Genomic DNA, 22,157 nt, shown 5'->3' on the forward strand with positions numbered 1-22,157 from the left:
GACTCACCCTGACCAGGAGGCTCTGGGCTGGTGTCAAGCGTCTGCCGTGGATCTGCCGGACGCTCCTGAGCGGCCGCTACAACCTGCGCCAGGTGGTACCGAGCGAGGCACCCGGTACGAGTACGGGGGCGTCGTCGGGACCGTCGATCCGGTGCTGCGGGGTCCCCTCACTCACCCGGCCAAGCCACCGAACCCTGTGGCCCGGTCAGGAAGAAGCCGGATGACGTCAGAACTTGATGGTCGAGACGGTGTAGACGACGGGATGACCGGGTTCGTCGTAGCTGACCATGATCCGCTGGGTGGGCTGCGGCGCCTTCTTCGGGTTGACGGTGCCCGCCCAGGGCCAGTCGATGCTGAAGTCCCAGCCCACCTTCGCCGCCTGGCCGCGCGGGATCGTCCGTGCGCCCTTCTTCAGGGCGGCGGTGCTGGTGCCCACGGCCTTGAGGTAGTGCTCCAGGCCCCAGTCGTTGGTACGGAACTGCACGAAGAGCGAGCTGGTCTGCCATGAGTTGGTCTCGTAGTAGTAGACCGGGGTGGAGCCGACGGGCACCGGGACGTCGTAGGTCCGCTGCTGGACCTTGGAGGGGAAGGCGTTGGTCAGCCCGGTGGCCGCGGCCTCCGCGTCCTTGCTGACGCCGCTGTCGCGGCTCTGCTCGGCGGAGATGACGATGTAGCCGGCCGGGATCGCGATCAGCAGGAAGATGATCAGCCCCATCAGGACGGGGCGGCGGCTCTTGCCGCTGGGCGGCGGGGTGGGGTGTGAGTCGTCGTTCATGGGATTCAGGTCGGTGTCGGTCATCGGCGGCCGGACCGTTCATAGCGCTCGTAGCGCTCGACGCGGCGGCGGTTGGCACGGCGGAAGCGGCGGGCAACCAGGCGGGCGAGGTCGGCGGCGCCGACCATCCCGGCGTCGGGGCCCAGCTGCGCCTTGGTGATGGTGGCTTCGGGGCGGTAGCCGCGGCCGGTGAGGGTGCGCCGGAAGGCGTCCCGGGCCGGGCCGATCAGCAGGTCGTCGGCGGCGCTGACGCCCCCGCCGATGACGAAGCAGGACGGGTCGAGGGCCGCGGCGAGGTTGGCGATGCCGACGCCGAGCCACTGGCCGATGTCCTGGAGCAGCTCGACGCACATGGCGTCGCCCTCGCGGGCGAGCTCGGTGATGAGGGGGCCGGTGATGTCACCGACGCGCCCGCCGACCCGCTCGATGATGTTGTACGCGACCGGGGAGTCGGCGGCGGCCAGCTCCCGCGCCTCGCGGACCAGCGCATTGCCGGAGCTGTACTGCTCCCAGCAGCCGCGGTTGCCGCAGGGGCAGCGGTGGCCGCCGGGCACGACCTGCATATGGCCGAACTCGCCGGCCACGCCGTACTTGCCGCGCTTGACCGCGCCGTCCTCGAGGATCGCCCCGCCGATGCCCGTACCGAGCGTGATCATGACGAGGTGGTCCTCGCCGCGCCCGGCGCCGAAGCGCCACTCCGCCCAGGCGGCGGTGTTGGCGTCGTTGTCGACCATGACGGGGACCGCGAGGCGGCCGGCGAGACGGTCGCGCAGCGGTTCGTTGCGCCAGTTCAGATGGGGGGCGAAGAGGACCCTGCTGCGGTCCGCGTCGACCCAGCCGGCCGCACCGATGCCCACCGCGTGGACGTCGTGCCGGTCGGAGAGGTCGAGGACGAGCTCGGTGATGGTGTCCTCGACGACCTTGGGGCTCTTGGACTTGTCCGGCGTCTCGGTGCGGATCTTCTCCAAGATGGTGCCGTCGGCGTCGACCACGCCCGCCATGACCTTGGTGCCGCCGATGTCGATGCCGACGGTGGGCACCCGGGGGGCGGTCAGATGCGAGCGGCGCTCGCGGGCGCCGACCGTACGCAGGGCGGTGGCCCTGGCGGATCCTCGGTGTACCCGGTCCCGGTACATGCTCATCGGCCCGCCCCTCTCCCGTGACGTTCTCCGTGACGGATGCCGTGGCTCCCCCACTGTCCGAAGGACGTGGGTGGTGCCCCCGTGCGGCGGCTGCGTGCTCGCAAGAGTCGTCTCGTCCCTGCGGGTCTCAGGAGGCCGGGCCTCGGCGTACATGGTTCGTACGGTTCGTGTCACTTGCTTGATTCGTATGGTCCGGTGCGATTGTGCATCACCCGCGGCGTCCGGCGCACCGCGACGTGGAGCGCTGCGCCCCGCGCGGCCCGGGGGCCGGCGCGGGGCGCGAGACAAGATCACTCCGGTCGGTGACCTCCGGGGAATTTCGGGGTCACCGTGCGGGCGAGCTCATGGCTCAGCTGTTCCAGCTCGCTGCCGCCCGCCATCTGGCGGATCAGCTCCTCCAGCGCAATCTCCGATTTGGCGTGGCTGCCGGCCATGGTGCCGCGCTTGAGGAGCACGAAACGATCGCCGACCAGATAGGCGTGATGCGGGTTATGGGTGATCAACACCACGCCGAGCCCGGCGTCCCGCGCGGCCGCGACGTACTTGAGCACGACGCCGGACTGCTTGACGCCGAGCGCCGCCGTGGGCTCGTCCAGGACCAGGACCTTGGCGCCGAAGTAGACGGCGCGGGCGATGGCCACACACTGCCGCTCGCCGCCGGAGAGGGTGCCGATGGGCTGGTCGACATCGCGCAGGTCGATGCCCATCCGCAGCAGCTCGCTGCGGGTGGTCTCGCGCATCGTGGCGACGTCGAGCCGCTTGAAGGGGCCCACCCCGGTGGTCGGCTCGGAGCCGAGGAAGAAGTTTCGCCATACGGGCATGAGGGGGACGACGGCCAGGTCCTGGTAGACGGTGGCGATACCGCGGTCCAGGGCCTCGCGCGGGGAGGCGAGTTTCGTCTCCTCGCCCTCGATGGTGAAGCTGCCGGCGTCGTGCTGGTGCAGCCCCGCGATGATCTTGATGAGGGTGGACTTGCCGGCGCCGTTGTCGCCGAGGACGCAGGTGATCTCCCCGGCGTGCACCTCCAGGGACACGCCCTCCAGTGCCTTGATGTTGCCGTAGAACTTGCTGACCTTGTCGAGCTCGACGAGCGCCGTCATGACTTGTCCTCCGCCCGCTTGCGGACCCATGCGTTCAGGAGTGTGGCGAGCAGCAGCATCGCGCCGAGGAAGAACTTGTACCAGTCCGGGTTCCACTGCGCGTAGACGATGCCCTTGCTGGTCATGCCGAAGATGAAGGCGCCGACCGCGGCCCCGATCGCCGAGCCGAAGCCGCCGGTCATCAGACAGCCGCCGACCGCCGCGGCGATGATGTAGAGGAATTCGTTGCCGACGCCGTCGCCGGACTGGATCGCGTCGTACGAGAACAGCAGATGCTGGCCGGAGACCCAGGCGGCGAAGGCGACGCCCATGTACAGGCCGATCTTGGTCTTGGTGACCGGCACGCCGACCGCCCGCGCGGCGTCCGCGTTACCGCCCACCGCGAAGATCCAGTTACCGACCTTGGTGCGCAGCAGGATCCAGGTGGCGACGGCGACCAGCACGATCCACCACAGGATGGTGATCTGGATGTCCACGCTGCCGATGGTCAGGTGGGAGGCGAAGAGCGCCTGGGCCGACGCGAAGCCCTCCATGTCGGCGATGGACTTCGTGGAGACGGTGCCGCTGATCAGCTTGGTGAAGCCGAGGTTGAGGCCCGTCAGCATGAAGAACGTGCCGAGCGTGATGATGAAGCTGGGGAGTTTCGTACGGGTCAGCAGCATCCCGTTGAAGACGCCGATGGCCAGCGTGACCAGCAAGGACACCCCGACGCCGACCCAGGTGTTGGCCGTCATCTGGTAGCTGAACATCGACGAGATCAGGGCCGAGCTGACGACCATGACGCCGGCCGACAGATCGAATTCGCCGCCGATCATCAGCAGCGCCACCGGCACGGCCATGATGCCGATCGTCGACGAGGCGTAGAGGACGGTGGAGAGGCTGGAGGCCCGCAGGAACGGTTCGGCGGTGACGGCGAAGAAAAGGAAGACGGCGATGGCGCCGACGACCGAGCCGAGCTCGGGGCGTCCCATCAGGCGGCGCACCAGGGAACGGTGCAGCAGTCGTTCGTCCCGTACCGATGTCTTGACGACGGTGCTCATCGGGTCCCCCGCTGGGTCAATTCCTGCAGTGCGGCGGCGTCCTTCTTGGTGATCACCTGGGGTCCGGTGAGCACCGGCCTGCCGCCGCCGAGGACGTCGGAGTTGTACCTGTACAGCCAGAGGAGGTCGACGGCCTCGTAGCCCTGGAGGTAGGGCTGCTGGTCGACGGCGAAGCCGAGCGAGCCGTCCTTGAGGCCGCCGGCGACCTGGGCGTTGAGGTCGAAGGTGTCGATCTCGGCCTTGCTGCCGGCCTGCTCCCTGGCCTTGACGGCCGTGGCGGCGAAGGGGGCGCCGAGCGTGACGACCGCGTCGATGCCGGGGTCCGCCTGGAGCTTGGACTCGATGGACGACTGCACATCCGGCATGTTCGTCCCCTCGACATAGAGCTTCTGGAGATCGCCCTTGAAGGTCTTCTTCGCGCCGTCGCAGCGCTGCTCATGCCCGACGTTGCCCTGCTCGTGCAGCACGCACAGGGCCTTCTTCCTGCCGCGCTTGTTCAGTTCGTCGCCGACGGCCTCGCCGGCCACCGTCTCGTCCTGCCCGATGTGGGTGAGCGCCCCGAACGCCTTGGACTCCGCGGCCCCGGAATTCACCGTGATCACCGGAATACCGGCCTTCTCGGCCTTGGCGACGACGTCCTTCATGGCATTGGGCTTGGCGAGCGAGACGATCAGCCCGTCGACCTTCTGGTCGATGTAGGACTGCACCAGCTGGCTCTGCCGCTGGGCCTCCTCGTCGTGCCCGTAGAGGAACTTGATGTTGTCCTTGTCGGCGGCCTGCTGCGCGCCCTTCTGCACGATGTCCCAGAAGGTGTCGCCGTCTCCCGAGTGGGTGACCATGGCGAAGGTCCACCTGGGGGTGTTCACGGCGGCCTTGCCGCCGCCGGCCTGGGCGGCGCGCGCGTCCTCGGCCCGCTTCCCGCCGGTACTGCTGCATCCCGCCAGGGAGGCGACGAGCAGCGCCGCCAGCGCCGCGCTCGCGATGCGTCCCCTTCTTCGAAGCCTTGCCACGAGGACTTGCCCTTCCCGCCGATCCCGCTGTGCCGTCCGTATTGCTGGTATTGGCCCAACCGGCCAAGTATCCGTTACCGGTGTTCTGTACCGGTTCGTGGGGTCGGGTCGACCCATGGGTGCCCGCCTTCCGTACGGGTTCATCGGGTGCCCCTTCCCGTGTATTCCTCCAGCTTCGGTACGTCCTTGCCCGTGACCAGCTCCGGGCCGGTGAGCACCGGCTTGCCGCCGCCCAGGACGTTGGCGTTGGTCTTGTGCAGGGCGAGCAGGTCCACCGCCTCGTACCCCTGGAGGTAGGGCTGCTGGTCGACGGCGAAGACGACGTCCTTGGCCTTGAGGAGCTTGACCACGGCGACGTTCAGATCGAAGGTCGCGATGTCCGCCTTGCTGCCGGCCTCCTCCTTCGCCTTGACGGAGATCGCCGCCATCGGCGCACCGAGCGTGACGATCGCGTCGAGGGACTTGTCCGACTGGAGCTTGGCCTCGATCGAGGACTGCGAGGCCGGCGCGTTGGTGCCGTCGACATTGAGGTTCTCGACCGCCCCGTCGAAGCCCTTGCGGACGCCCGCGCAGCGATCCTCCAGCGAGACGTTGCCCTGCTCGTGGATGACGCACAGGACCTTCTTCTTGCCTCGCCCGGTCAGCTCCTCACCGACCGCCCGGCCCGCCACCGACTCGTCCTGGCCGATGTGCGTCAGCGCCCCGTACGCCTTCGAGAACTGGCCGCCGGAGTTGATCGTGATGACGGGGATGCCGTGTGCTACGGCCTTGTGGACGACCGCCTTGAGGGCCTCCGGCTTGGCGAGGGTGACGATCAGCCCGTCGACCTTCTGGTCGATGTAGGACTGCACCAGCTCGGCCTGTTTCGAGCCCTCTTTGTCGTTGGCGTAGAGGAACTTCACCCGGTCGTTGGCGGCGGCCCGCTCCGCGCCGTTCTGGACGATGTCCCAGAAGGTGTCGCCCTCGCCGGAGTGGCTGACCATCCCGATGGTCATCCGGGGGGTACGGGGATCCTCACCGGCGTTGCCGCCGGTGCTGCACCCGGCGACCAGCGCGAGGACCGCCGCCAGGGCGGCGGCTCCGCGGACGGTGACGGGTCTGGCCGTACGCACTTCTCGCGCGCTTCGCACGCCGCTCATCGTGGAACCGCCTTTGCTCCAGGCCGCCGGAATGCGGCTGCAGGAGTTCTAACGGCGGGCGCGGAGCCGCGTCAATACTTTGTCCGAACATTCTGATGACTGAGCTATCCCGACCGGAAGCGGCCGGGGACCTCAGGGACGGACCAGCAGCTGGAATTCGAAGGCGTACCGGGACGCGCGGTAGACATGTGAGCCGAACTCGACCGCTCGACCGGTGTCATCGAAGGTGGTGCGCTGCATGGTCAGCAAGGGCGCACCCTCGGGCTCGTCGAGCCGCTCGCCCTCCTCCGCCGTCGCGGCCCGCGCGCCGACGGCCTGGCGGGCGCTGTGCAGCGTGATCCCGGCGCCCCGCATCAGGCGGTACAGACCGGTCGCCTCCAGCTCGGCCGTCTCCAGCCTGAGCAGCCCGGCGGGCAGGTGGTTGCGCAGATGCGCGACGGGCTCGCCGTGGGTGAGCCGCAGCCGCTCGACGAGCGCGACCTCCGCGCCCTCGGCGATCCCCAGCGCCGCGGCGACCTCGGCATCGGCCTCGGTGGTGGTGTTGAGCAGCACCCGGGTGGCGGGCTTCTGCCCGGCCGCCTCCAGGTCGTCGTAGAGGCTGCTCAGCTCCAGCGGGCGCTTGACCTGGCTGTGCACGACCTGCGTGCCGATGCCTCGGCGGCGCACCAGCAGGCCCTTGTCGACCAGCGACTGGATCGCCTGGCGCACCGTCGGCCGGGACAGTCCCAGCCGCCCGGCCAGCTCGATCTCGTTGCCGAGCAGGCTGCCGGGCGCCAGCCTGCCGTTCTCGATCGCGGCCTCCAGCTGCTGGGAGAGCTGGAAATACAGCGGGACCGGGCTGCTCCGGTCCACGCTGAACTGAACTGGACTCTCGGCGCCCGCGGCGTCTGTATCGCGTTTCCCCACGCTCGCGAGCGTATCCGTCCGCGCAGATGACGGGAAGTCCGGAGGTCACATTGTCCGGACAAGTGACCGAGCGCCGCCCCGGACCTGCGGCCGAGCTCCCCCGCACTCCTTGTGCGGCGCCGTGCGCGGCCGGGGCCGCCACCGGGGCACACCGACTTCCGCGGGCATTTTCCGATCGGATCCGCCCGCCCCGGCGCCCGTCAGGGGATCATCGGAGACCCCCAGGACCCCCACCCGAGGAGTCACCGATGTCCGTACGCCGCGTCGTCCCCGATATCCAGTCCGACTCCCTGGCGGAGAGCCGGGAGTTCTACGGCCTGCTGGGCCTCGAGCAGGTCATGGACCTGGGATGGGTGATCACGCTCGCCTCGCCGGCCAATCCCACCGCCCAGCTCATCTTCATGACGGAGGACAAGACCGCACCGGTCAACCCCGACCTGAGTATCGAGGTGGATGATGTGGACGCGGTGTACGAGGCCGTGCTGGCCGCCGGCGGGGACATCATCCGGCCGCTGCGGAAAGAGGAGTGGGGCGTCCGCCGCTTTTTCGTCAGGGACCCCAACGGCCAGGTGGTGAATGTGCTCGGGCACGCGGGCCCGGAGGAATGACGGGGCAGGGGCGAGGGACCGCCCCTGCATGGACGAGCGCCCCATCCGTCACTTCATCCAGGCGTCCTCATACGTGCGGTAGGTCCCGTCGTGCGTGGCGAGATGCACCCACTGGTCCACGTACTCCTTGAACTCGTCGTCGCCGCGCGGCAGTGCGTAGGCCTTCTCGGAGAAGGAGAAGGGCTTGTCGGGGTGGACCGAGCACAGTTCGGGGTGGATCTTGGCCTGGTAGCGGGTCTCGCTGGCGTCCGTCATCATCACGTCCGCGCGGCCGGCGATGATCTCGTCGAAGATCGTGGTGTTGTCCGGGTGGACCGTGAGGGTGGCCCGCTTGATGTGCGCGCGGGCGAACTGCTCGTTGGTGCCACCGGGGTTGACGACGACCTTCGTCCCGGGGCGGTCGATCTGATCCAGTGTCCGGTACTTGTCCTGGTCGGCGCAGCGCACGATGGGCGTCTTGCCGTCCGTGCGGGTGGGCTCGCTGAAGTACGCGGCGCGGGCGCGCGGGAGGGTGATGGAGACGCCGCCCATGCCGATGTCGCAGCGTCCGGCCGCGAGGTCGCCGACGAGCTTCGCCCAGGTCGTGGCGACGTAACGCGGCTTGGCGTCCAGGCTCTTGGCGAGGTCCTGCGCCATCTGGATGTCGATGCCGGTGTAGGTGCCGGTCTTGCCGTCGAGGTAGCTGAAGGGGCGGTAGTCGCCGGTGGTGCAGACACGCAGCACCCCGCGCCGCGGGACGGCATCCAGGAGCGTGGCCGCCGGGTGCCGGCCGCGCTGGGCGGTCGGTGTGGGGGCGGAACCCGGTGTGGGCGCGGGGGTGTTCGCCGGCGCGGGCGCCGCGGCGGTGAGGGTGAGCAGAGCGGCGAGGGCGGACAGCGTGGCGGCGCGCTTCATGGTGACTCCTGCGGCATGGGCATGATCACGTGATGAAGCCTCAGAGTGGCAGAGGCCGCGGCCGAGGTGAACCCCATGACCGGTCGGTGGGATCGCCTCGGACCGCGGCGGCGCCGCCACACGGGACTCAGTCGTCGTACGGCTCGACCGGGCCGGGCGGCAACTGGTCCGAGGCGGCGTCGGCGAGACGGCTGAGGAGGTCGGCCGCGCGCTTGGCGACGGTGTCGCGGTCGCCCTCGGAGAGGGCGGAGCCCATGCCGACGGCGACCGCGCCCGCGGCGATCCAGTCCGGGGCGTTCTCGGCCGTCACTCCGCCCGTCGGCAGCAGCGGCGCCTGGGGCAGCGCGGCGCGTACGTCCCGTATCCAGGAGGGGTGGTGCGCTGAGGCGGGGAACAGCTTGAGGGCGTCCGCGCCGAGCTCGAGACCGCGGGCTATTTCGGTCGGCGTCGACACCCCGGGGAAGACCGGGATGCCGTAACGGTGGCCCGTACGGATGACCTCGGCGTCCAGGCTCGGCGAGACCAGGAAGCGGGCGCCGGCGTCCACGGCCATCCGGGCCGACGCCGCGTCAAGAACCGTGCCCGCGCCGATGACCGCGTCCTCGCCCAGCTCGCGGGTGAGGGTGGTGACCGCCTCCAGCGCGAAGGGCGTGGTCAGGGATATCTCCAGGCTCGTGATGCCGGCCGAGAGCAGGGTGTCGGCGGTGGCGCTCGCCTCGTCATAGGTCTTGCAGCGGACGATGGCGAAAACCCGCTGAGCCAGGGCGGCCCGGGTGATCTCCCAGCGATACACGGCAGTTCGCCGTCCTTCCTTGTCTTCAACGCTCCATGGCGCCGCCTGCCGTGACCACGGCGAAGACGCCACTTCCCGGGGCACGCCGCGACGACTGACCACTACATGGCCTCTTTGCCGTCGATGCCCGCCCACTCCTCGTTTCTGCCGAAACGCTACCGGCAACCACTGACAATCCTCCCTCGGGGGTGCGCCCTGCGCCCCCCTTCCGCCAAGAATGGGCGGAAGGGGGGCCCGGACATGGACACAGCACGGCGGCGGGGGGGGGGGGCGGGGGGCCCCCCCCCCCCCCCGCCCCCCCCCCCCCCACCCCCCCCCCCCCCCCCCCCCCCCCCCCCCCCCCCCCCCCCCCCCCCCCCCCCCGTAGGGGGGGGGGCCGCCCCCCCCCCCCCCGCCCCCCTTGGGGGGGGGGGGGGGGGCCCGCGCCCCCCCCCCCCGGGGGGGGGGGGGGGGGGGCCCCCCCCCCCCCCCCCGCCGCGGTTCCCCTCCAGAGCGTTCCGGTCCGCCGCCGAAGCGGTTCCGGTCCGCCGTCGTTCGCGTCCGCCGCGTCAGCAGCCGCGGTCGACGAGGTCGAACGTCTTGTAGTGGTCGGCGGTGTAGTAGTCCTCGTCCTTCTTCTCACCGGCCACGATGCGCCGGGCACCGCGGTCGGGAGAGCCGGGAGTGATGACGGTGTACTCGTGGTAGTAGCCGGTTCCCTGGGCCGGGAGGATGCCCTCGCGGTTGTCGAAGACGGTGCCGTCCTTCGGGTACGGGAAGGGCCCGCCCTTCTCGATCAGGCCCAGGGTGTCGTGGGCCTGGGAGGGCAGCTTGGAGTAGCAGATGTCGCCGACCGCGTTGACCTGCACGGTCTTTGCGTGCGCCGTCGCGGCGTACGCGGTGACCTGGTGCGGGGTGGCGGCGGCGGGCGTGGCGGCAACCGCGGTGCCGCCTATGAGCAGGGCCGATGCGAGGGCGCCTGCGGCGCCGATCCGGGTGATCCGTGGGGGGATTCTCATGCCTCCCAGGATGACGCGCGTAGACATGCCCCTGTCAATCCCAACGCCCTTAAGTTTCCCAGGAGTTCACAGGATCCCCACCCCGGTTGCCCGCTCGTTCCGGGCGGGTTGCGGCGACGGTGCCTGCCGTACGGGCGAACGAGCCGTTTTGCCTCGTAGGCAAAATCTTTGCCCGCCAGGCGAGGCCCCGTTATACCGGGGATATGACGGATACGCGTAAGGACCCGCCTCCGGAGCCTCGGACGGCTTCGGGCCCTGCCGGGCTCCCCGACGAGCCCCCGGCCGCCCCGGCCCCGCCCGAGGAGCTGCACACCGTCGCGCCCCGGCTGCGCGACCTGCGACGACGCAGCGGGCTGACCCTGGAGACCGCGGCCCGGCGGGTCGGCCTGTCGCCCGCGCATCTGTCCCGGCTGGAGACCGGTCAGCGCCAGCCCTCGCTGCCGATGCTGCTCGCGCTGGCCCGTACCTACGGAACCACGGTATCCGACCTGCTCGGGGAGATCGCGCCCGAGCGGGACCCGATCATGCGGGCCGGCCGCACCGAGCCCTCGGAGGCCGGCGGCTGGACGTACTGGACCGTGGGCGGCGCCGGGCGGGCGATGCAGGCGCTGCGGGTGCATGTGCCACAGCGGGCGCAGGGCGAGCTGGTGCGGGTGCATCCGGGCGAGGAGTGGCTGTACGTCCTCAAGGGGCGGCTGCGGCTGACGCTCGGCGAGGCCGTCCATGTGCTGGATCCCGGGGACGCGGCGCACTTCGACTCGCTGACGCCGCACCGCATCGCGGCCGCATCGGGAGGCGGAACGGATCTGCTGTTCGTCCACACCCTGCTGCAGAGCGGAGCCGCGGAACTGTGCCTGGGAGACCAGCCCCCGCGCCGCGGCCTCTGACCCGGCGGACCCCGCCACCGAACCCTACGGAAGGAGAACACACCGTGCCCGGACAGATGCCCCAGGACGGCCCCGCCCGGAAGTACGTCGAGACCAAGCCGCCGCGCGGCGTCTACGTCCGCGTCTTCATCTACGTCGTCGCCACGCATGTGCTGCTGGCGTTCATGAGCCTGCTGGTGTTCGCCGCCAAGAACCCCTGAACGGGACGCGCCCGGAACGCCCCGCCGAAGCCGGCGGGGAGGCCGCCGCCCCGGGCCGGTCGGGCCCGTATCGGGAACGTCCATCCGTACGGCGGGAAAGTCCATTGCCTCCTCCCACCCGCGGGGTGAAGCCTTCAGGCGCACCCCGCTCCGCGCGCCCGCCGCACCGAGGAGGACCGAAGGATGCTGCCCCGTTCGCGTACCCGCACCGCCGCGGCCACCGCGTTCGCCCTGGCCCTCGCCGCCGTCCCCCTGACGGGCATGGCCGGGCCACCGGGCACTGCGGCGGACACCGGCCGCGCCCCGGCCGGACCCGCGGCGCACGCCTCCGTCTCCCCCACCCCGCAGTCCGTCCACGCCCGGCGGGACCGGGTCACCATCACCCGGTCCGTGACCGTCGTCGCAGGTCCCAGGGCCGACGCCGCCGCGCTGGCGCTCGTGGAGAAGTCCCTCGACGCCGCCGGCGCCGACCGGGTCGTCCGCGCCCGGCAGGCCCCGGCCGACAGACAGCTGACCGTGTACGTGGACGGCACGGGCGCGGCGCGGACGCTGGGGGACCTGGGCGCGCAGGGCCCCGTCGGGCTGCCCGCGCAGGGGTACGTCCTGGCCCTCGGCGACGGCCGGATCGCGCTGTCCGGCAAGGACGCCACCGGCACGTACTACGCCGCCCAGTCGCTCGCCCAGCTGCTGCCGCACCGCTCCCGGCCCGGCGCCCGCGTCCAGGGCACCGTCCTACGGGACTGGCCGGCCACCCCGCTGCGCGGCGTCATCGAGGGCTTCTACGGCACCCCCTGGTCGCATGCCGCCCGCCTCGACCAGCTCGACTTCGCCGCCGCGCACAAGATGAACATCTACGTCTACTCGCCGAAGGACGACGCCTATCTGCGCGAGAAGTGGCGCGATCCCTACCCTCCCGACCGGCTCGCAGGGATCAAGGAGCTGGTGGACCGGGCGCGGCAGCGGCATGTGGAGTTCACCTACGCGCTCTCGCCCGGACTGTCCGTCTGCTACAGCTCGGACGCGGACCTCAAGGCGCTGACCGGCAAGTTCCAGACGCTGTGGGACATCGGCGTACGGACCTTCGCGGTGCCGCTGGACGACATCAGCTACACGGACTGGAACTGCGCGGCCGACAAGGAGAAGTTCGGCACGGGCGGCGGCGCGGCCGGTGCGGCGCAGGCGTATCTGCTCAACCGCGTCAACCGGGACTTCATCGCGGGGCATCCGGGCGCCCGGCCGCTGCAGATGGTGCCGACCGAGTACTACGACGTGAAGCCGTCGCCGTACAAGAAGGCGCTGGCCTCGCAGCTGGACAAGGACGTGCTGGTGGAGTGGACGGGAGTGGGCGTGATCGCGCCGACGATGAGCGTCGCGCAGGCCCGGCAGGCCCGGGAGGTGTTCGGGCATCCGATCCTGACCTGGGACAACTATCCCGTCAACGACTATGTGACCGGCCGGCTGCTGCTCGGGCCGTTCAACGGGCGGGAGCGCGGGCTGCCGGCGCAGTTGGCGGGGATCACGGCCAACCCGATGATCCAGCCGTCCGCGTCCAAGCTCGCGCTGCACACGGTGGCCGATTACGCGTGGAACGACACGGCGTACGACCCCCGTGCCTCCTGGGGCGCGGCGATCGAGGAGCTCGCCGGTGGCGACGCCCGTACGGCGCGGGCGCTGCGGGCCTTCGCGGACGCCAGTTACGCCTCGTCGCTCAATCCGCAGCAGGCGCCCGAACTGGCCGCCGCCATCGCGGAGTTCGACAGGGACGGCGACGCGCGCCGGCTGGACGCGGCGCTGCGTGCCGTCCAGGAGGCGCCTGCGGTGCTGCGCGACCGGCTCGCCGACCGGGGCTTCATCGAGGACAGCGAGCCCTGGCTGGATGCGACCCGTGCGTGGGGCGTGGCGGCCCGTACGGCGCTCCGGCTGGTCGAGGCGGCCAGGGCGGGCGACGATGCGGCGGCTTGGCGTCTGCGGCAGCGGATCCCGGGGCTGGTGAAGACGGCCAGGTCGTTCGTCTATGTCGACATGAAGGGCAAGAAGGTCCCGGTGGTGGTCGGGGACGGTGTGCTGGACGCCTTCGTCGAGGACGCGGTCGCCGCGCACGACGAAGCGCTGGGCGTCATCGGCCGGCCCAAGGCGTCCTCGGATCTGGCCGCCTATCAGGACAACGCCGTCTCCCGGATGACCGACGGCGACGACACGACCTTCTACTGGAGCGCGGCGGGGCCCGGGGTGAACTCCGTCATCGGGCTGGACCTGCATGCCGAACGCCCGCTGGGGACCGTCACCCTGGCGATGGGCAAGAGCGGCAGCCCGGACGACTATCTGCACCACGGGGTCCTGGAGTATTCCTCGGACCGCGAGCACTGGCACCCGCTGGCCGCCTTCGACGGCAAGGCGGAGGTGACGGCGGAGCCTCCGGCGGGCGCGCGGGCCCGGTACGTGCGTACCCGCACCACCCAGGCGCAGGCTAACTGGCTGGTGGTGAGGGAGTTCGCGGTCGCCGGGGGCGATCGGGTGGCGGTCGCCGGGGGCCCGCCCGCGGCGGAGGGCGGGGCGTTGCCGGCGGCGGCGGACGGCGATCCGGCGACCGCCTATCGCGCGGCGCGGGCGGCGCGGAACGGCGAAGCGCTGGAGTTCACGCCGCAGGCGCCCCGTGCGGCGCGGTCCGTGGTGGTGCTGCGGCCACAGGGCGCACCGGCAAAGGCGGCGACGGTCCAGGTCCGCTCGGGCGGAGCCTGGCGCACGCTCGGCGCGCTCGGCGGTGCGTACACCCGGCTGGCGACGGGTGACGGCCCGGTCGAGGGCGTACGGCTGGCGTGGCGGGACGGAGCGGGCGACGGCGGCCGGGCCATTGAGGTGAATGAGGTGAATGAGGTGATTCTGCGCTGAAGGAGGGCGGCCCGCGGCCCTAACCTGAGGCCCTGGCGCCACCGGCGCGCGGCCCCGCATCCGAGGAGACCCGCCATGGTCCGACCCGCCGCCCCCGCCCCCCGTCAGACCGCCGCGGCCGTCCTCGACGACGCGGTCGGCGCGCTCGCCCCGCACGCCGGCGCCAACGGGCTCGTCCAGCGGATCGCGGCCGGGCAGGAACCACGGTCCGTATTCGCCACCTTCGCCCTGGAACAGCGTCAGGTGATCGCCTCCGACCGGCTCAGCTTCCAGCACCTGGCGCGCCGGGCGGACGGCGATCCGCCGGTGGCCGACTTCTTCGATCTGCTCGCCCGGGGCGAGACACGGGCGCTGGAGCTGCTGGCCGGGCTGCTGGACGCGTGCGAACTGACGGAGCGTGAGATCGCCGGGTACCAGCCGCGGCCCGGCTGCCAGGCGTATCCCTCCTACGCGGCGCGGCTCGCACTGAGCGCCGAGCCGACCGATGTGGTGATCGCGCTGGCCGCCAACTTCGCCGCCTGGGGCGGCTATTGCGCTGCGATGGACGGTGCGATGCGCGAGCACTACGGCTTTCCCGATGCGGCCCGGGGCTTCTTCACGCTCTTCGCGCAGCCGGCGCCGGAGCTCGCCGAGGGGGCGCGGGCGGCGGTGCAACACGGCCTCGACACGGGCCAGACCCGGCCGGCCGCGGCGCACGGTTACGGGCGGCTGCTCCAGGCGTACGAGCTCATGTTCTGGAACACCTTGGGCGCGGATTCCGGAACTCCGCCGCCGGCCGGTCCGTTCCTCTGAGCGACGAAGATAACGGAGCGTAACGAAGGAGGGCGACGATGCCCTACGGCTACCACGCGACCATGAACGCCCGCCCCGGCCAGCGCCACGAGGTGATCGCGATTCCGCTGCGCGGCGTCGAGGAGCTGAAGGCCGCCGGGTGCCTGCAGAACGCGGTCGGCGATTCCGGCGCCACCGACCCGGACCGGATCCGGGGGAGCGGGCCGGACGGCCCGCCCGTCGGTGCGGGCGGGCCGTCGGCGGCGAGGGCTAGCCCCCCAACTCCTTGTGGCGGGCGGCCAGTCGGCGCGCGCCTTCCTCGGTGAGCGAGCCGTGCAGCCGCAGCCGGGCGATGCCGCCGTCCGGGAAGATGTCGATCCGGACGTGGGTGGCGGCGGGCGCGTCGTGCAGCAGGAAGCGGTGGACGGTGTCGGGCTGCAGCCGGGTGCGCGGCAGCAGTTCGGTCCATCCGCCGTCCTCACCGTCCCGTCCGAACAGGGCGGCCCAGCCCGCCGAGTTGCCCTTGAGATAGCCGGTGTCGATCTCGACGGCGCGGATGACGGACTGCTCGGTGAGGCGGTAGCGCACCCAGTCGTTGCCGCTGCCGCGGCGGCGCCGGGTCTCCCAGCCGTCGTCCATCTTGCGGGAGCGGCCCGGCTGGATGGTGTTGGTGGGCGAGGAGTAGAAGCGGTCCGAGGCGTCCTCGACCTGACCGCCGTTCTCCAGCGCGGCGAGGTCGAAGGTACCCAGCGCGGCGAGCCAGTTGGGGGCCGGGACGACCTCGCCGTGGACGCGGAGGCGGGCGACGCCGCCGTCGGGGTGCTGGTTGAGCCGCAGGTGGGTGAAGCGCCGTTCGGTGTCGATGGCGAAGCCGTTGGCGGCGTGTCCCCCGATGGCGGTGCGCGGTACGAGCGTCGTCCATGCGACGCCCTCGGAGAGCAGCTCCTCGGGCGACGGGGAGCCCACGACGCAGGCGCCCTCGACGCTGACGGACTGCGGGTAGTTGCCGCGGAAGTGGGCGGTGTCGACGACGATGCCGCGGATCACTCCGGGCGCGCCGAGCCGGACCAGCGCCCAGTCATGGTCCTCGTCCGTCGGGAAGGGGTGCTCGCCGTCGGTGCCGCGGCGGCGCCTGGTCTCCCAGCCGTCCATGATCTTGCCCTTGTGGCCGAAGGCCTCGGGGTCGAAGTGGGCGGCCTCGGGCTTGAGGAGGTTCTCGCGCTCGGCGAAGAACTCGTCATTGGCGGCGATCACGCCCGCACCGAGCCGCCGGTCGGCGAGGTCGGGCAGGTGGGTGAAGGCGAAGCCGCCTGGGCCCGGGGTGCGGTAGTCGGCGTACGGGTCGCCGCCTCCGTAGGGGCTGGCGTCCCCGGTGTAGCGGGGAAGCTCGGCGGTCGTCATACGCGGTCCGCCCTTTCGAGAAGCTCGCCGGTGGGCTCGGCGAGGGTGGCGCCGTCGTTGATCTGCCGGCCGCGCAGCCAGGTGGACCGTACGACGCCGTACAGCGTCTTCCCGGCGTACGCGGTGATCTTGTTACGGTGCTGGAGCGCCTGCGGGTCCACGGTGAAGGTCTCGTCCGGTGCGAGGACCGCGAAGTCGGCGTCGCGGCCGGGCTCGATGGCGCCCTTCTGGCCCAGGCCGACCAGTGCCGCGGGGGCGGTGGCCATCCAGCGCACGACGTCGTCCAGGGTGTGGCCGCGCTCGCGGGCCGCCGTCCAGATGGCGGGCAGGCCGAGCTGGAGGGAGGAGATACCGCCCCAGGCCGCGCCGAAGTCGGCGGTCTTGAGGTCGGCGGTGGACGGCGAGTGGTCGGAGACGATGCAGTCGATGGTGCCGTCGGCCAGGCCCTGCCAGAGGGCGTCCTGGTTGGACGCCTCGCGGATCGGCGGGCAGCACTTGAACTCCGTTGCGCCGTCCGGGACTTCCTCGGCGGTCAGGGTCAGGAAGTGCGGGCAGGACTCCACAGTGATCTTGACGCCCTCGCCCTTGGCGGCGGCGATCAGTGGCAGCGCGTCGCTGGAGGACAGATGCAGGACGTGCACCCGGGCGTCCAGGAGCTTGGCCAGTGCGATCAGCCCGGCGATGGCGTCGTTCTCGGAGACACGGGGGCGGGAGGCGAGGAAGTCGGCGTACTTGGGGCCGTGCGCCTCGGGGGCGGCGTCCAGGTGGCCCGGGTCCTCGGCGTGCACGATCAGCAGGCCGTCGAAGCCGGCGATCTCCCCGAGGGCGGCGGCCAGCTGCTCCTGGTCGAGCTGGGGGAACTCGTCCACGCCGGACGGCGACAGGAAGCACTTGAAGCCGAAGACGCCGGCGTCGTACAGCGGGCGCAGGTCCTTGACGTTGCCGGGGATGGCGCCGCCCCAGAAACCGACGTCGATGTGCGCCTTGCTGCGGGCGACCTCGCGCTTGGTGTCGAGGTTGCCGGTGGTGGTGGTGGGCGGAAGGCTGTTGAGTGGCATGTCCACGAGCGTGGTGATACCGCCGGCCGCGGCCGCGCGGGTGGCCGTCCAGAAGCCCTCCCACTCGGTGCGGCCGGGGTCGTTGACATGCACGTGGGTGTCGACGAGGCCGGGCAGCAGGACGTCGTCACCGAAGTCCTCGACCCGCGCCCCGGCCGGCGCCTCGGCGTCGTGCGGCAGCACCGCCGCGATCTTCCCGTCCTTGACGGTGACGGACGCAGCGCGCGTCCCCTCCGGGGTGACGACGCGCGTGGAACGCAGCACCAGCTCTATTTCGGACACCCAGTCCCCTCCTCGTATCGTGTCTTCATCGTTGCGTGACGGCGCTCGGTACGCACGGCCACCAGGCTCACTCCGCCCGGAGCCGGGCGTTCACCCCGCGCCGACATGCAGAATTCAACAGTCTGTTGAATGAGTCTTCACTCCGGATCCCGGCCCGTCAAGACCCCTTCGCCGGGACCGGCGCGACGACCACTCCAGCTCCCTCGGGAGCCACGGCCTCCACCGCCCCACCGCCCCTGACCTGCGACGGGATGATCTCGTCCGGAATCGGCCCGGCGTCCGCCGCGATCCGCCCGCGGCGCGAGACCGCGGCGTAGAGGGCACCGGAGATGCCCATCCCGAAGATCCAGGAGAACGGCGCCACCGCGTCGAAGGCCGGTATCAGGGCGAGCGAGGCGGAGACCGCCGCGGCCGGCAGGAAGGCGATCACGGCCTTCGGGTTGTAGCCGCGGCGATAGAAATACTCACCTTCCGCATCGGCCGAGAACAGCGCATCGACATCGATCCGGCCGCGCCGTATCAGGTAGTAGTCGACGAGCAGAATGGCCACCAGCGGGCCGAGGAACGCCCCCAGCGCTCCCAGGAAGTACTGGATCACCAGCGCCGAGGAGTACAGCTTCCAGGGCATGACGAGGACCGCCAGCACCGCCGTGATCATGCCGCCGCGCTTGAAGTTCAGATGCTTCGGCGCGAGGTTGGCGAAGTCATAGGCGGGCGAGACGAAGTTGGCGACGACGTTGATGCCGATGGTGGCGACGATGAAGGCCAGGGCGCCGATGACCGTCACCACGGGGTTGTCGATCTTCTGGATGACCTTCACCGGGTCGTAGATCGCCTCGCCGAAGACGGAGATGGTGCCCGCGGTGACCAGAACGGCGACCACGGCGAAGGCCGTGAAGTTCACCGGCAGACCGATCAGATTGCCGCGCCGGTACGAACCGTGATCGGGTGTGAACCGCGCGAAATCGGCGTAATTGAGGACCAGCGTCAAGAACGTGGCCACCGTCAGGCTGACCGCGATCAGGCTCTGCTCGACCTGCGAGGAACCGCTGAGGCCGGTGAGGCTGCGGGTCAGCGAGATGTCGCCGCCGGCCTTGACGACCAGATAGATCGCGAGCGCCAGGACCACCAGCCAGACCACCGGGCCGGTCGCGAAGTCCTGCACCTTGCGGATGAACTCCATCCCGCGGGTCAGCAGGACCGCCTGCAGGCCCCACATCACCATGAAGGCGATCCAGCCCAGGGTGGACAGGCCGAGCACCGAGTTGTGGTTGTACGCGGCCAGGCCGGGCGCGATCTGCAAGGTCAGCAGGACCACCGCCGTCGAGGCGAGCCAGGTCTGGATGCCGTACCAGGCCACCGCCATGATCGCGCGCAGCAGCGCGGGGATATTGGCGCCGTAGACGCCCCAGCTGGCGCGCGCGAGCACCGGATAGGGAACGCCGGTCCGGTGGCCCGCATGCCCCATCCGGTTCATCAGCCAGTAGACGATCGTGATGCCGACGAGCAGGGCCAGGAACACCTCCCAGGCCGGCAGCCCCAGCACGAAGAGGCTGGCGGCGAAGGCGTAGTTGCTGATCGCGTGGGTGTCGGACATCCACAGCGCGAAGATGCTGTACGTGCCCCATTTGCGCTCGGGGGCGGGCGCGAGGTCCTCATTGAAGAGGCGGGGGTCGGGTGGTGCGGGGAGCTGCTTGTTCTGCGGGGACGTTGGCATGTGTCCTCCCGGGCAGGTGGGTGGAGCTCAGGGACCGGTTGTCAGGTGTCGGATCCATGGGATCGGGCGGATCGGGCGGTGTCGTCGGATCGGGCGGTGTCGTCGTCGGTCGCGGCGGCCGGGACGGCACCGGATTGCGGTTGTTCAGATGCCAGATGTCAGATGCCTGACGTCTGTGCCGAAAATTCAGCGTCGCTCGGGAAAGCCCGAACACGCCCCTGGGCCGGCCACAGATGTGCGCTGAGCGGCCAGGAACCGATGACCTTCGGGCGGGGCGGCGCGAAGCTGCGTCCCGTACTGGTGGACAGCCCGAGGCCGACGACCGCCTCCGCGAACTTCACCGCGGCCGCGACCCCGTCCACCACCGGCACCCCGAGCGCCGCCGCAACCCTCTCCTGGAGCCCGGCCATCCCGCCGCATCCCAGGCAGATCACCTCGGCGCCGGCCCGCACGACTTCGCGCGCGGTCTCGATGATGACCTCGATGGTGCGTTCCCGGTCCTCCTCCAGCTCCAGGACGCCGAGGCCGGTGCCGCGGACGGCGGCGCAGCGCTGCAGCAGCCCGGCGGTCAGCAGCCGGTCCTGGATCTGCGGTACGGAGCGGTCGAGGGTGGTGACGATCCCGTAGGCGTGCCCCAGCATCATGGCCATTTGGGCGGCGCTCTCGGTGATGTCCAGTACAGGGACGTCCAGCAGCTCCTGGGCACCCTCCCGGCCCGGTTCGCCGAAGCCGGCCATGACCAGCGCGTCGAAGGGCGTCTCGAAGGTGGCGAGCCGGTCCAGGACGGCCGCGGCGCTGAGGTAGCCCTCGAAGTGCCCCTCGATCGACTCGGGGCCCCAGAGGGGTTCGGTGGCGATGATCCGCGTCCCGGGGGCGGCGACGGCGGAGGCGGTGGCGCGGATCGCGGCGGTCATGGAAGCCGTGGTGTTCGGGTTCATGACGAGAATGCGCATGACGCTCCAACAATTTGGAGGATTCCACAGAATGGACAGTAGGTTTCGCGCAGCAGAACGTAGCTACGGCCACTGGCACCGTCAAGAGATGGCGACTAGGCGCCGGTGCCTTCTCACGCCTTGGGACGATCTACCCCCTGACCGGCGGGAACGAGTGTGCGAGAGGCCGTGTGTTAACGGAAGGGGACCGGTAGGCTGCTCCGGTCGGGCCCGGCGCCCGAAAGCCTCCGGGCACGAACCTGCCGAGACCGATCTGACCCGCCCCGAAAGGAACGCGACGTGCCGCCGTCCAGCGCCAGCACCTCCGCCGCCGAAGCCAAGCCCACAGGCGCCAGCGGCGGCGTCCAGTCCCTTGAGCGCGCCTTCGACCTGCTCGAGCGGATGGCCGACGCCGGTGGCGAGGTCGGCCTCAGCGAACTCTCCGGCAGCAGCGGACTTCCGCTCCCCACCATCCACCGCCTGATGCGCACGCTCGTGGCCTGCGGCTACGTCCGACAGCAGCCCAACCGCCGGTACGCGCTCGGTCCCCGCCTGATCCGGCTCGGCGAGAGCGCGTCGCGGCTGCTGGGCACCTGGGCACGGCCGTATCTGGCCCGCCTGGTGGAGGAGACCGGCGAGACCGCCAATATGGCGCTGCTCGACGGCGACGAGATCGTCTATGTCGCGCAGGTCCCCTCCCGGCACGCGGTCCGCATGTTCACCGAGGTCGGCCGGCGCGTCCTGCCGCACTCCACCGGCGTCGGCAAGGCCCTGCTGGCCAACCACCCGCCGGAGGAGGTCCGCGCGCTGCTCGGCCGCACGGGCATGCCCGCCGCGACCGAGAAGACGATCACCGACCCGGACACCTTCCTCGAGGCGCTGGCCGATGTGCGGCGGCTCGGCTTTGCGGTGGACGACAACGAGCAGGAGATCGGCGTCCGCTGCTTCGCGGTGCCGGTGCCCAACTCCCCCACGTCGGCGGCGATCTCCATCTCGGGCCCGACGGGACGGGTGACGGAGGCGTCGACGGAGAAGATCGTGCCGGTGCTGCAGGAGATCGCGGCGCAGCTTTCGGTGGCGCTGGCGAATCAGTCCCCGGCATAGGGGCGCCGCAACCTAGCGGCTCAGAGGTCAGCGGGCAGGGCCGGGACCGGGGCGCGTTCGCTCCGGTCCGCGCCGCGCCGAGCTTCCATGCACCCGTTCACCGGCCGCGGGGCAGCTCGCCGAAGCTGTCGATTCCCTCGCGCACCTCGGTCAGCGCGGGCGACAGCGCGCTCACCGAGCCGACCGCCCCCGCGATCAGCAGTAACGAACGGCGCAGCCGGGGCACTTCGGGTATGCCATGGCTCACCATCGCGTCCAGCGCCGCCAGCTCGTCATCGGCGGCAGCGCGATCGGGTAACTCCCCTGGAAGTACAGCCAGTTGGCGCCGCAGTCGGGCCACCGCGCCGCGCAGCTCCCGGACCCGTACGTCGTCCGCTCCCCCGGTCATCCGCCCGGCCGCTCGCCCGCGCGTCTCCACCTGCACCTGTGCCTGCGTCTGGACCTGTTCCACAACGACAGCGGCCTCCATGGTCGTTGACCGTTTCACAATGCGGGACAGTTAACGCCACTC

The 22,157-nt window shown here is 71.0% G+C and carries 21 protein-coding genes and 1 pseudogene; 6 read left to right on the forward strand and 16 right to left on the reverse strand.

The window, feature by feature from the left end; translation table 11 throughout:
• Positions 1–88: 88 nt before the first annotated feature.
• From ACIRPT_RS36615 to ACIRPT_RS36650, 8 genes and pseudogenes are all read right to left on the reverse strand, one after another.
• Positions 89–175 (reverse strand): annotated as a pseudogene (locus ACIRPT_RS36615) (3-oxoadipate enol-lactone hydrolase); the annotation flags it as partial.
• Between the two features lie 51 nt (positions 176–226).
• Entirely contained in the window at positions 227–799 is a 573-nt protein-coding gene (locus ACIRPT_RS36620; RefSeq protein WP_403835425.1) for a hypothetical protein, read from the reverse strand.
• Positions 796–1,917 carry an ROK family glucokinase gene (locus ACIRPT_RS36625; RefSeq protein ID WP_403497169.1) on the reverse strand — a complete coding sequence of 374 codons (1,122 nt, stop codon included), beginning with the start codon at positions 1,915–1,917 and terminating at the stop codon, positions 796–798. Before ACIRPT_RS36625 ends, ACIRPT_RS36620 begins: the two co-directional genes overlap by 4 nt.
• Positions 1,918–2,207: 290 nt before the next feature.
• Positions 2,208–3,017, reverse strand: coding sequence for an ATP-binding cassette domain-containing protein (locus tag ACIRPT_RS36630; RefSeq protein ID WP_403497167.1), 810 nt, complete (start codon positions 3,015–3,017; stop codon positions 2,208–2,210).
• Complete coding sequence (locus ACIRPT_RS36635; RefSeq protein WP_403497165.1) at positions 3,014–4,057, reverse strand: ABC transporter permease; 1,044 nt, start codon at positions 4,055–4,057, stop codon at positions 3,014–3,016. Before ACIRPT_RS36635 ends, ACIRPT_RS36630 begins: the two co-directional genes overlap by 4 nt.
• Positions 4,054–5,067 (reverse strand): sugar ABC transporter substrate-binding protein, encoded by a 1,014-nt coding sequence (locus ACIRPT_RS36640; RefSeq protein WP_403497163.1) that lies wholly within the window; start codon positions 5,065–5,067, stop codon positions 4,054–4,056. The genes ACIRPT_RS36635 and ACIRPT_RS36640 overlap by 4 nt, the downstream gene beginning before the upstream one ends.
• Positions 5,068–5,207: 140 nt before the next feature.
• Positions 5,208–6,206, reverse strand: a complete 999-nt coding sequence (locus tag ACIRPT_RS36645; protein WP_403835430.1) for a sugar ABC transporter substrate-binding protein — start codon at positions 6,204–6,206, stop codon at positions 5,208–5,210.
• A 132-nt stretch (positions 6,207–6,338) separates the two neighbouring features.
• Entirely contained in the window at positions 6,339–7,058 is a 720-nt protein-coding gene (locus tag ACIRPT_RS36650; protein WP_403498620.1) for a GntR family transcriptional regulator, read from the reverse strand.
• Positions 7,059–7,360: 302 nt separating this feature from the next.
• On the opposite strand from ACIRPT_RS36650, the gene ACIRPT_RS36655 reads away from it, so the two are divergent.
• A complete protein-coding gene (locus ACIRPT_RS36655) occupies positions 7,361–7,720 on the forward strand; it encodes a VOC family protein (RefSeq protein ID WP_403835432.1) in 360 nt (119 codons plus the stop codon).
• A 48-nt stretch (positions 7,721–7,768) separates the two neighbouring features.
• Here ACIRPT_RS36655 and ACIRPT_RS36660 read toward each other — a convergent pair whose 3' ends face one another.
• From ACIRPT_RS36660 to ACIRPT_RS36670, 3 genes are all read right to left on the reverse strand, one after another.
• On the reverse strand, positions 7,769–8,614 hold the full coding sequence (locus ACIRPT_RS36660) for a transporter substrate-binding domain-containing protein (protein WP_403835435.1): 846 nt from the start codon (positions 8,612–8,614) through the stop codon (positions 7,769–7,771).
• Between the two features lie 127 nt (positions 8,615–8,741).
• Positions 8,742–9,407 carry a bifunctional 4-hydroxy-2-oxoglutarate aldolase/2-dehydro-3-deoxy-phosphogluconate aldolase gene (locus ACIRPT_RS36665; protein ID WP_403497156.1) on the reverse strand — a complete coding sequence of 222 codons (666 nt, stop codon included), beginning with the start codon at positions 9,405–9,407 and terminating at the stop codon, positions 8,742–8,744.
• 548 nt (positions 9,408–9,955) lie between these two features.
• Entirely contained in the window at positions 9,956–10,405 is a 450-nt protein-coding gene (locus ACIRPT_RS36670; RefSeq protein ID WP_403835438.1) for a ribonuclease domain-containing protein, read from the reverse strand.
• 203 nt (positions 10,406–10,608) lie between these two features.
• On the opposite strand from ACIRPT_RS36670, the gene ACIRPT_RS36675 reads away from it, so the two are divergent.
• From ACIRPT_RS36675 to ACIRPT_RS36690, 4 genes are all read left to right on the forward strand, one after another.
• Positions 10,609–11,292 carry a helix-turn-helix domain-containing protein gene (locus tag ACIRPT_RS36675; RefSeq protein ID WP_403835441.1) on the forward strand — a complete coding sequence of 228 codons (684 nt, stop codon included), beginning with the start codon at positions 10,609–10,611 and terminating at the stop codon, positions 11,290–11,292.
• Between the two features lie 44 nt (positions 11,293–11,336).
• Positions 11,337–11,492 (forward strand): DUF6126 family protein, encoded by a 156-nt coding sequence (locus ACIRPT_RS36680; protein ID WP_403497150.1) that lies wholly within the window; start codon positions 11,337–11,339, stop codon positions 11,490–11,492.
• 183 nt (positions 11,493–11,675) lie between these two features.
• Complete coding sequence (locus ACIRPT_RS36685; RefSeq protein ID WP_403835445.1) at positions 11,676–14,381, forward strand: beta-N-acetylglucosaminidase domain-containing protein; 2,706 nt, start codon at positions 11,676–11,678, stop codon at positions 14,379–14,381.
• Positions 14,382–14,456: 75 nt separating this feature from the next.
• On the forward strand, positions 14,457–15,173 hold the full coding sequence (locus tag ACIRPT_RS36690) for a transcriptional regulator (protein WP_403835449.1): 717 nt from the start codon (positions 14,457–14,459) through the stop codon (positions 15,171–15,173).
• A 249-nt stretch (positions 15,174–15,422) separates the two neighbouring features.
• On the opposite strand, the gene alc is transcribed toward ACIRPT_RS36690, so the two are convergent.
• The 4 genes from alc to ACIRPT_RS36710 form a co-directional block, all read right to left on the reverse strand.
• The gene (gene alc, locus ACIRPT_RS36695) at positions 15,423–16,553 is read right to left on the reverse strand and encodes an allantoicase (protein WP_403835452.1); all 1,131 of its coding nucleotides are present in this window, start codon (positions 16,551–16,553) and stop codon (positions 15,423–15,425) included.
• Complete coding sequence (allB, locus tag ACIRPT_RS36700; RefSeq protein WP_403835455.1) at positions 16,550–17,893, reverse strand: allantoinase AllB; 1,344 nt, start codon at positions 17,891–17,893, stop codon at positions 16,550–16,552. Before allB ends, alc begins: the two co-directional genes overlap by 4 nt.
• A gap of 157 nt (positions 17,894–18,050) precedes the next feature.
• A complete protein-coding gene (locus ACIRPT_RS36705) occupies positions 18,051–19,610 on the reverse strand; it encodes an NCS1 family nucleobase:cation symporter-1 (protein ID WP_403835458.1) in 1,560 nt (519 codons plus the stop codon).
• Between the two features lie 158 nt (positions 19,611–19,768).
• Complete coding sequence (locus ACIRPT_RS36710; RefSeq protein WP_403835461.1) at positions 19,769–20,563, reverse strand: aspartate/glutamate racemase family protein; 795 nt, start codon at positions 20,561–20,563, stop codon at positions 19,769–19,771.
• A gap of 279 nt (positions 20,564–20,842) precedes the next feature.
• Here ACIRPT_RS36710 and ACIRPT_RS36715 point away from each other — a divergent pair, with 279 nt between their 5' ends.
• Positions 20,843–21,646: an IclR family transcriptional regulator gene (locus ACIRPT_RS36715; protein ID WP_403497137.1), complete on the forward strand. Its 804-nt coding sequence runs from the start codon at positions 20,843–20,845 to the stop codon at positions 21,644–21,646.
• Between the two features lie 97 nt (positions 21,647–21,743).
• Here the strand turns inward: ACIRPT_RS36715 and ACIRPT_RS36720 are convergent, their stop codons facing one another.
• The gene (locus ACIRPT_RS36720) at positions 21,744–22,034 is read right to left on the reverse strand and encodes a DUF5955 family protein (RefSeq protein ID WP_403835516.1); all 291 of its coding nucleotides are present in this window, start codon (positions 22,032–22,034) and stop codon (positions 21,744–21,746) included.
• Positions 22,035–22,157 lie beyond the last annotated feature (123 nt).

It is taken from the genome of Streptomyces sp. NPDC101227, from assembly GCF_044767545.1.
GTDB lineage: Bacteria > Actinomycetota > Actinomycetes > Streptomycetales > Streptomycetaceae > Streptomyces.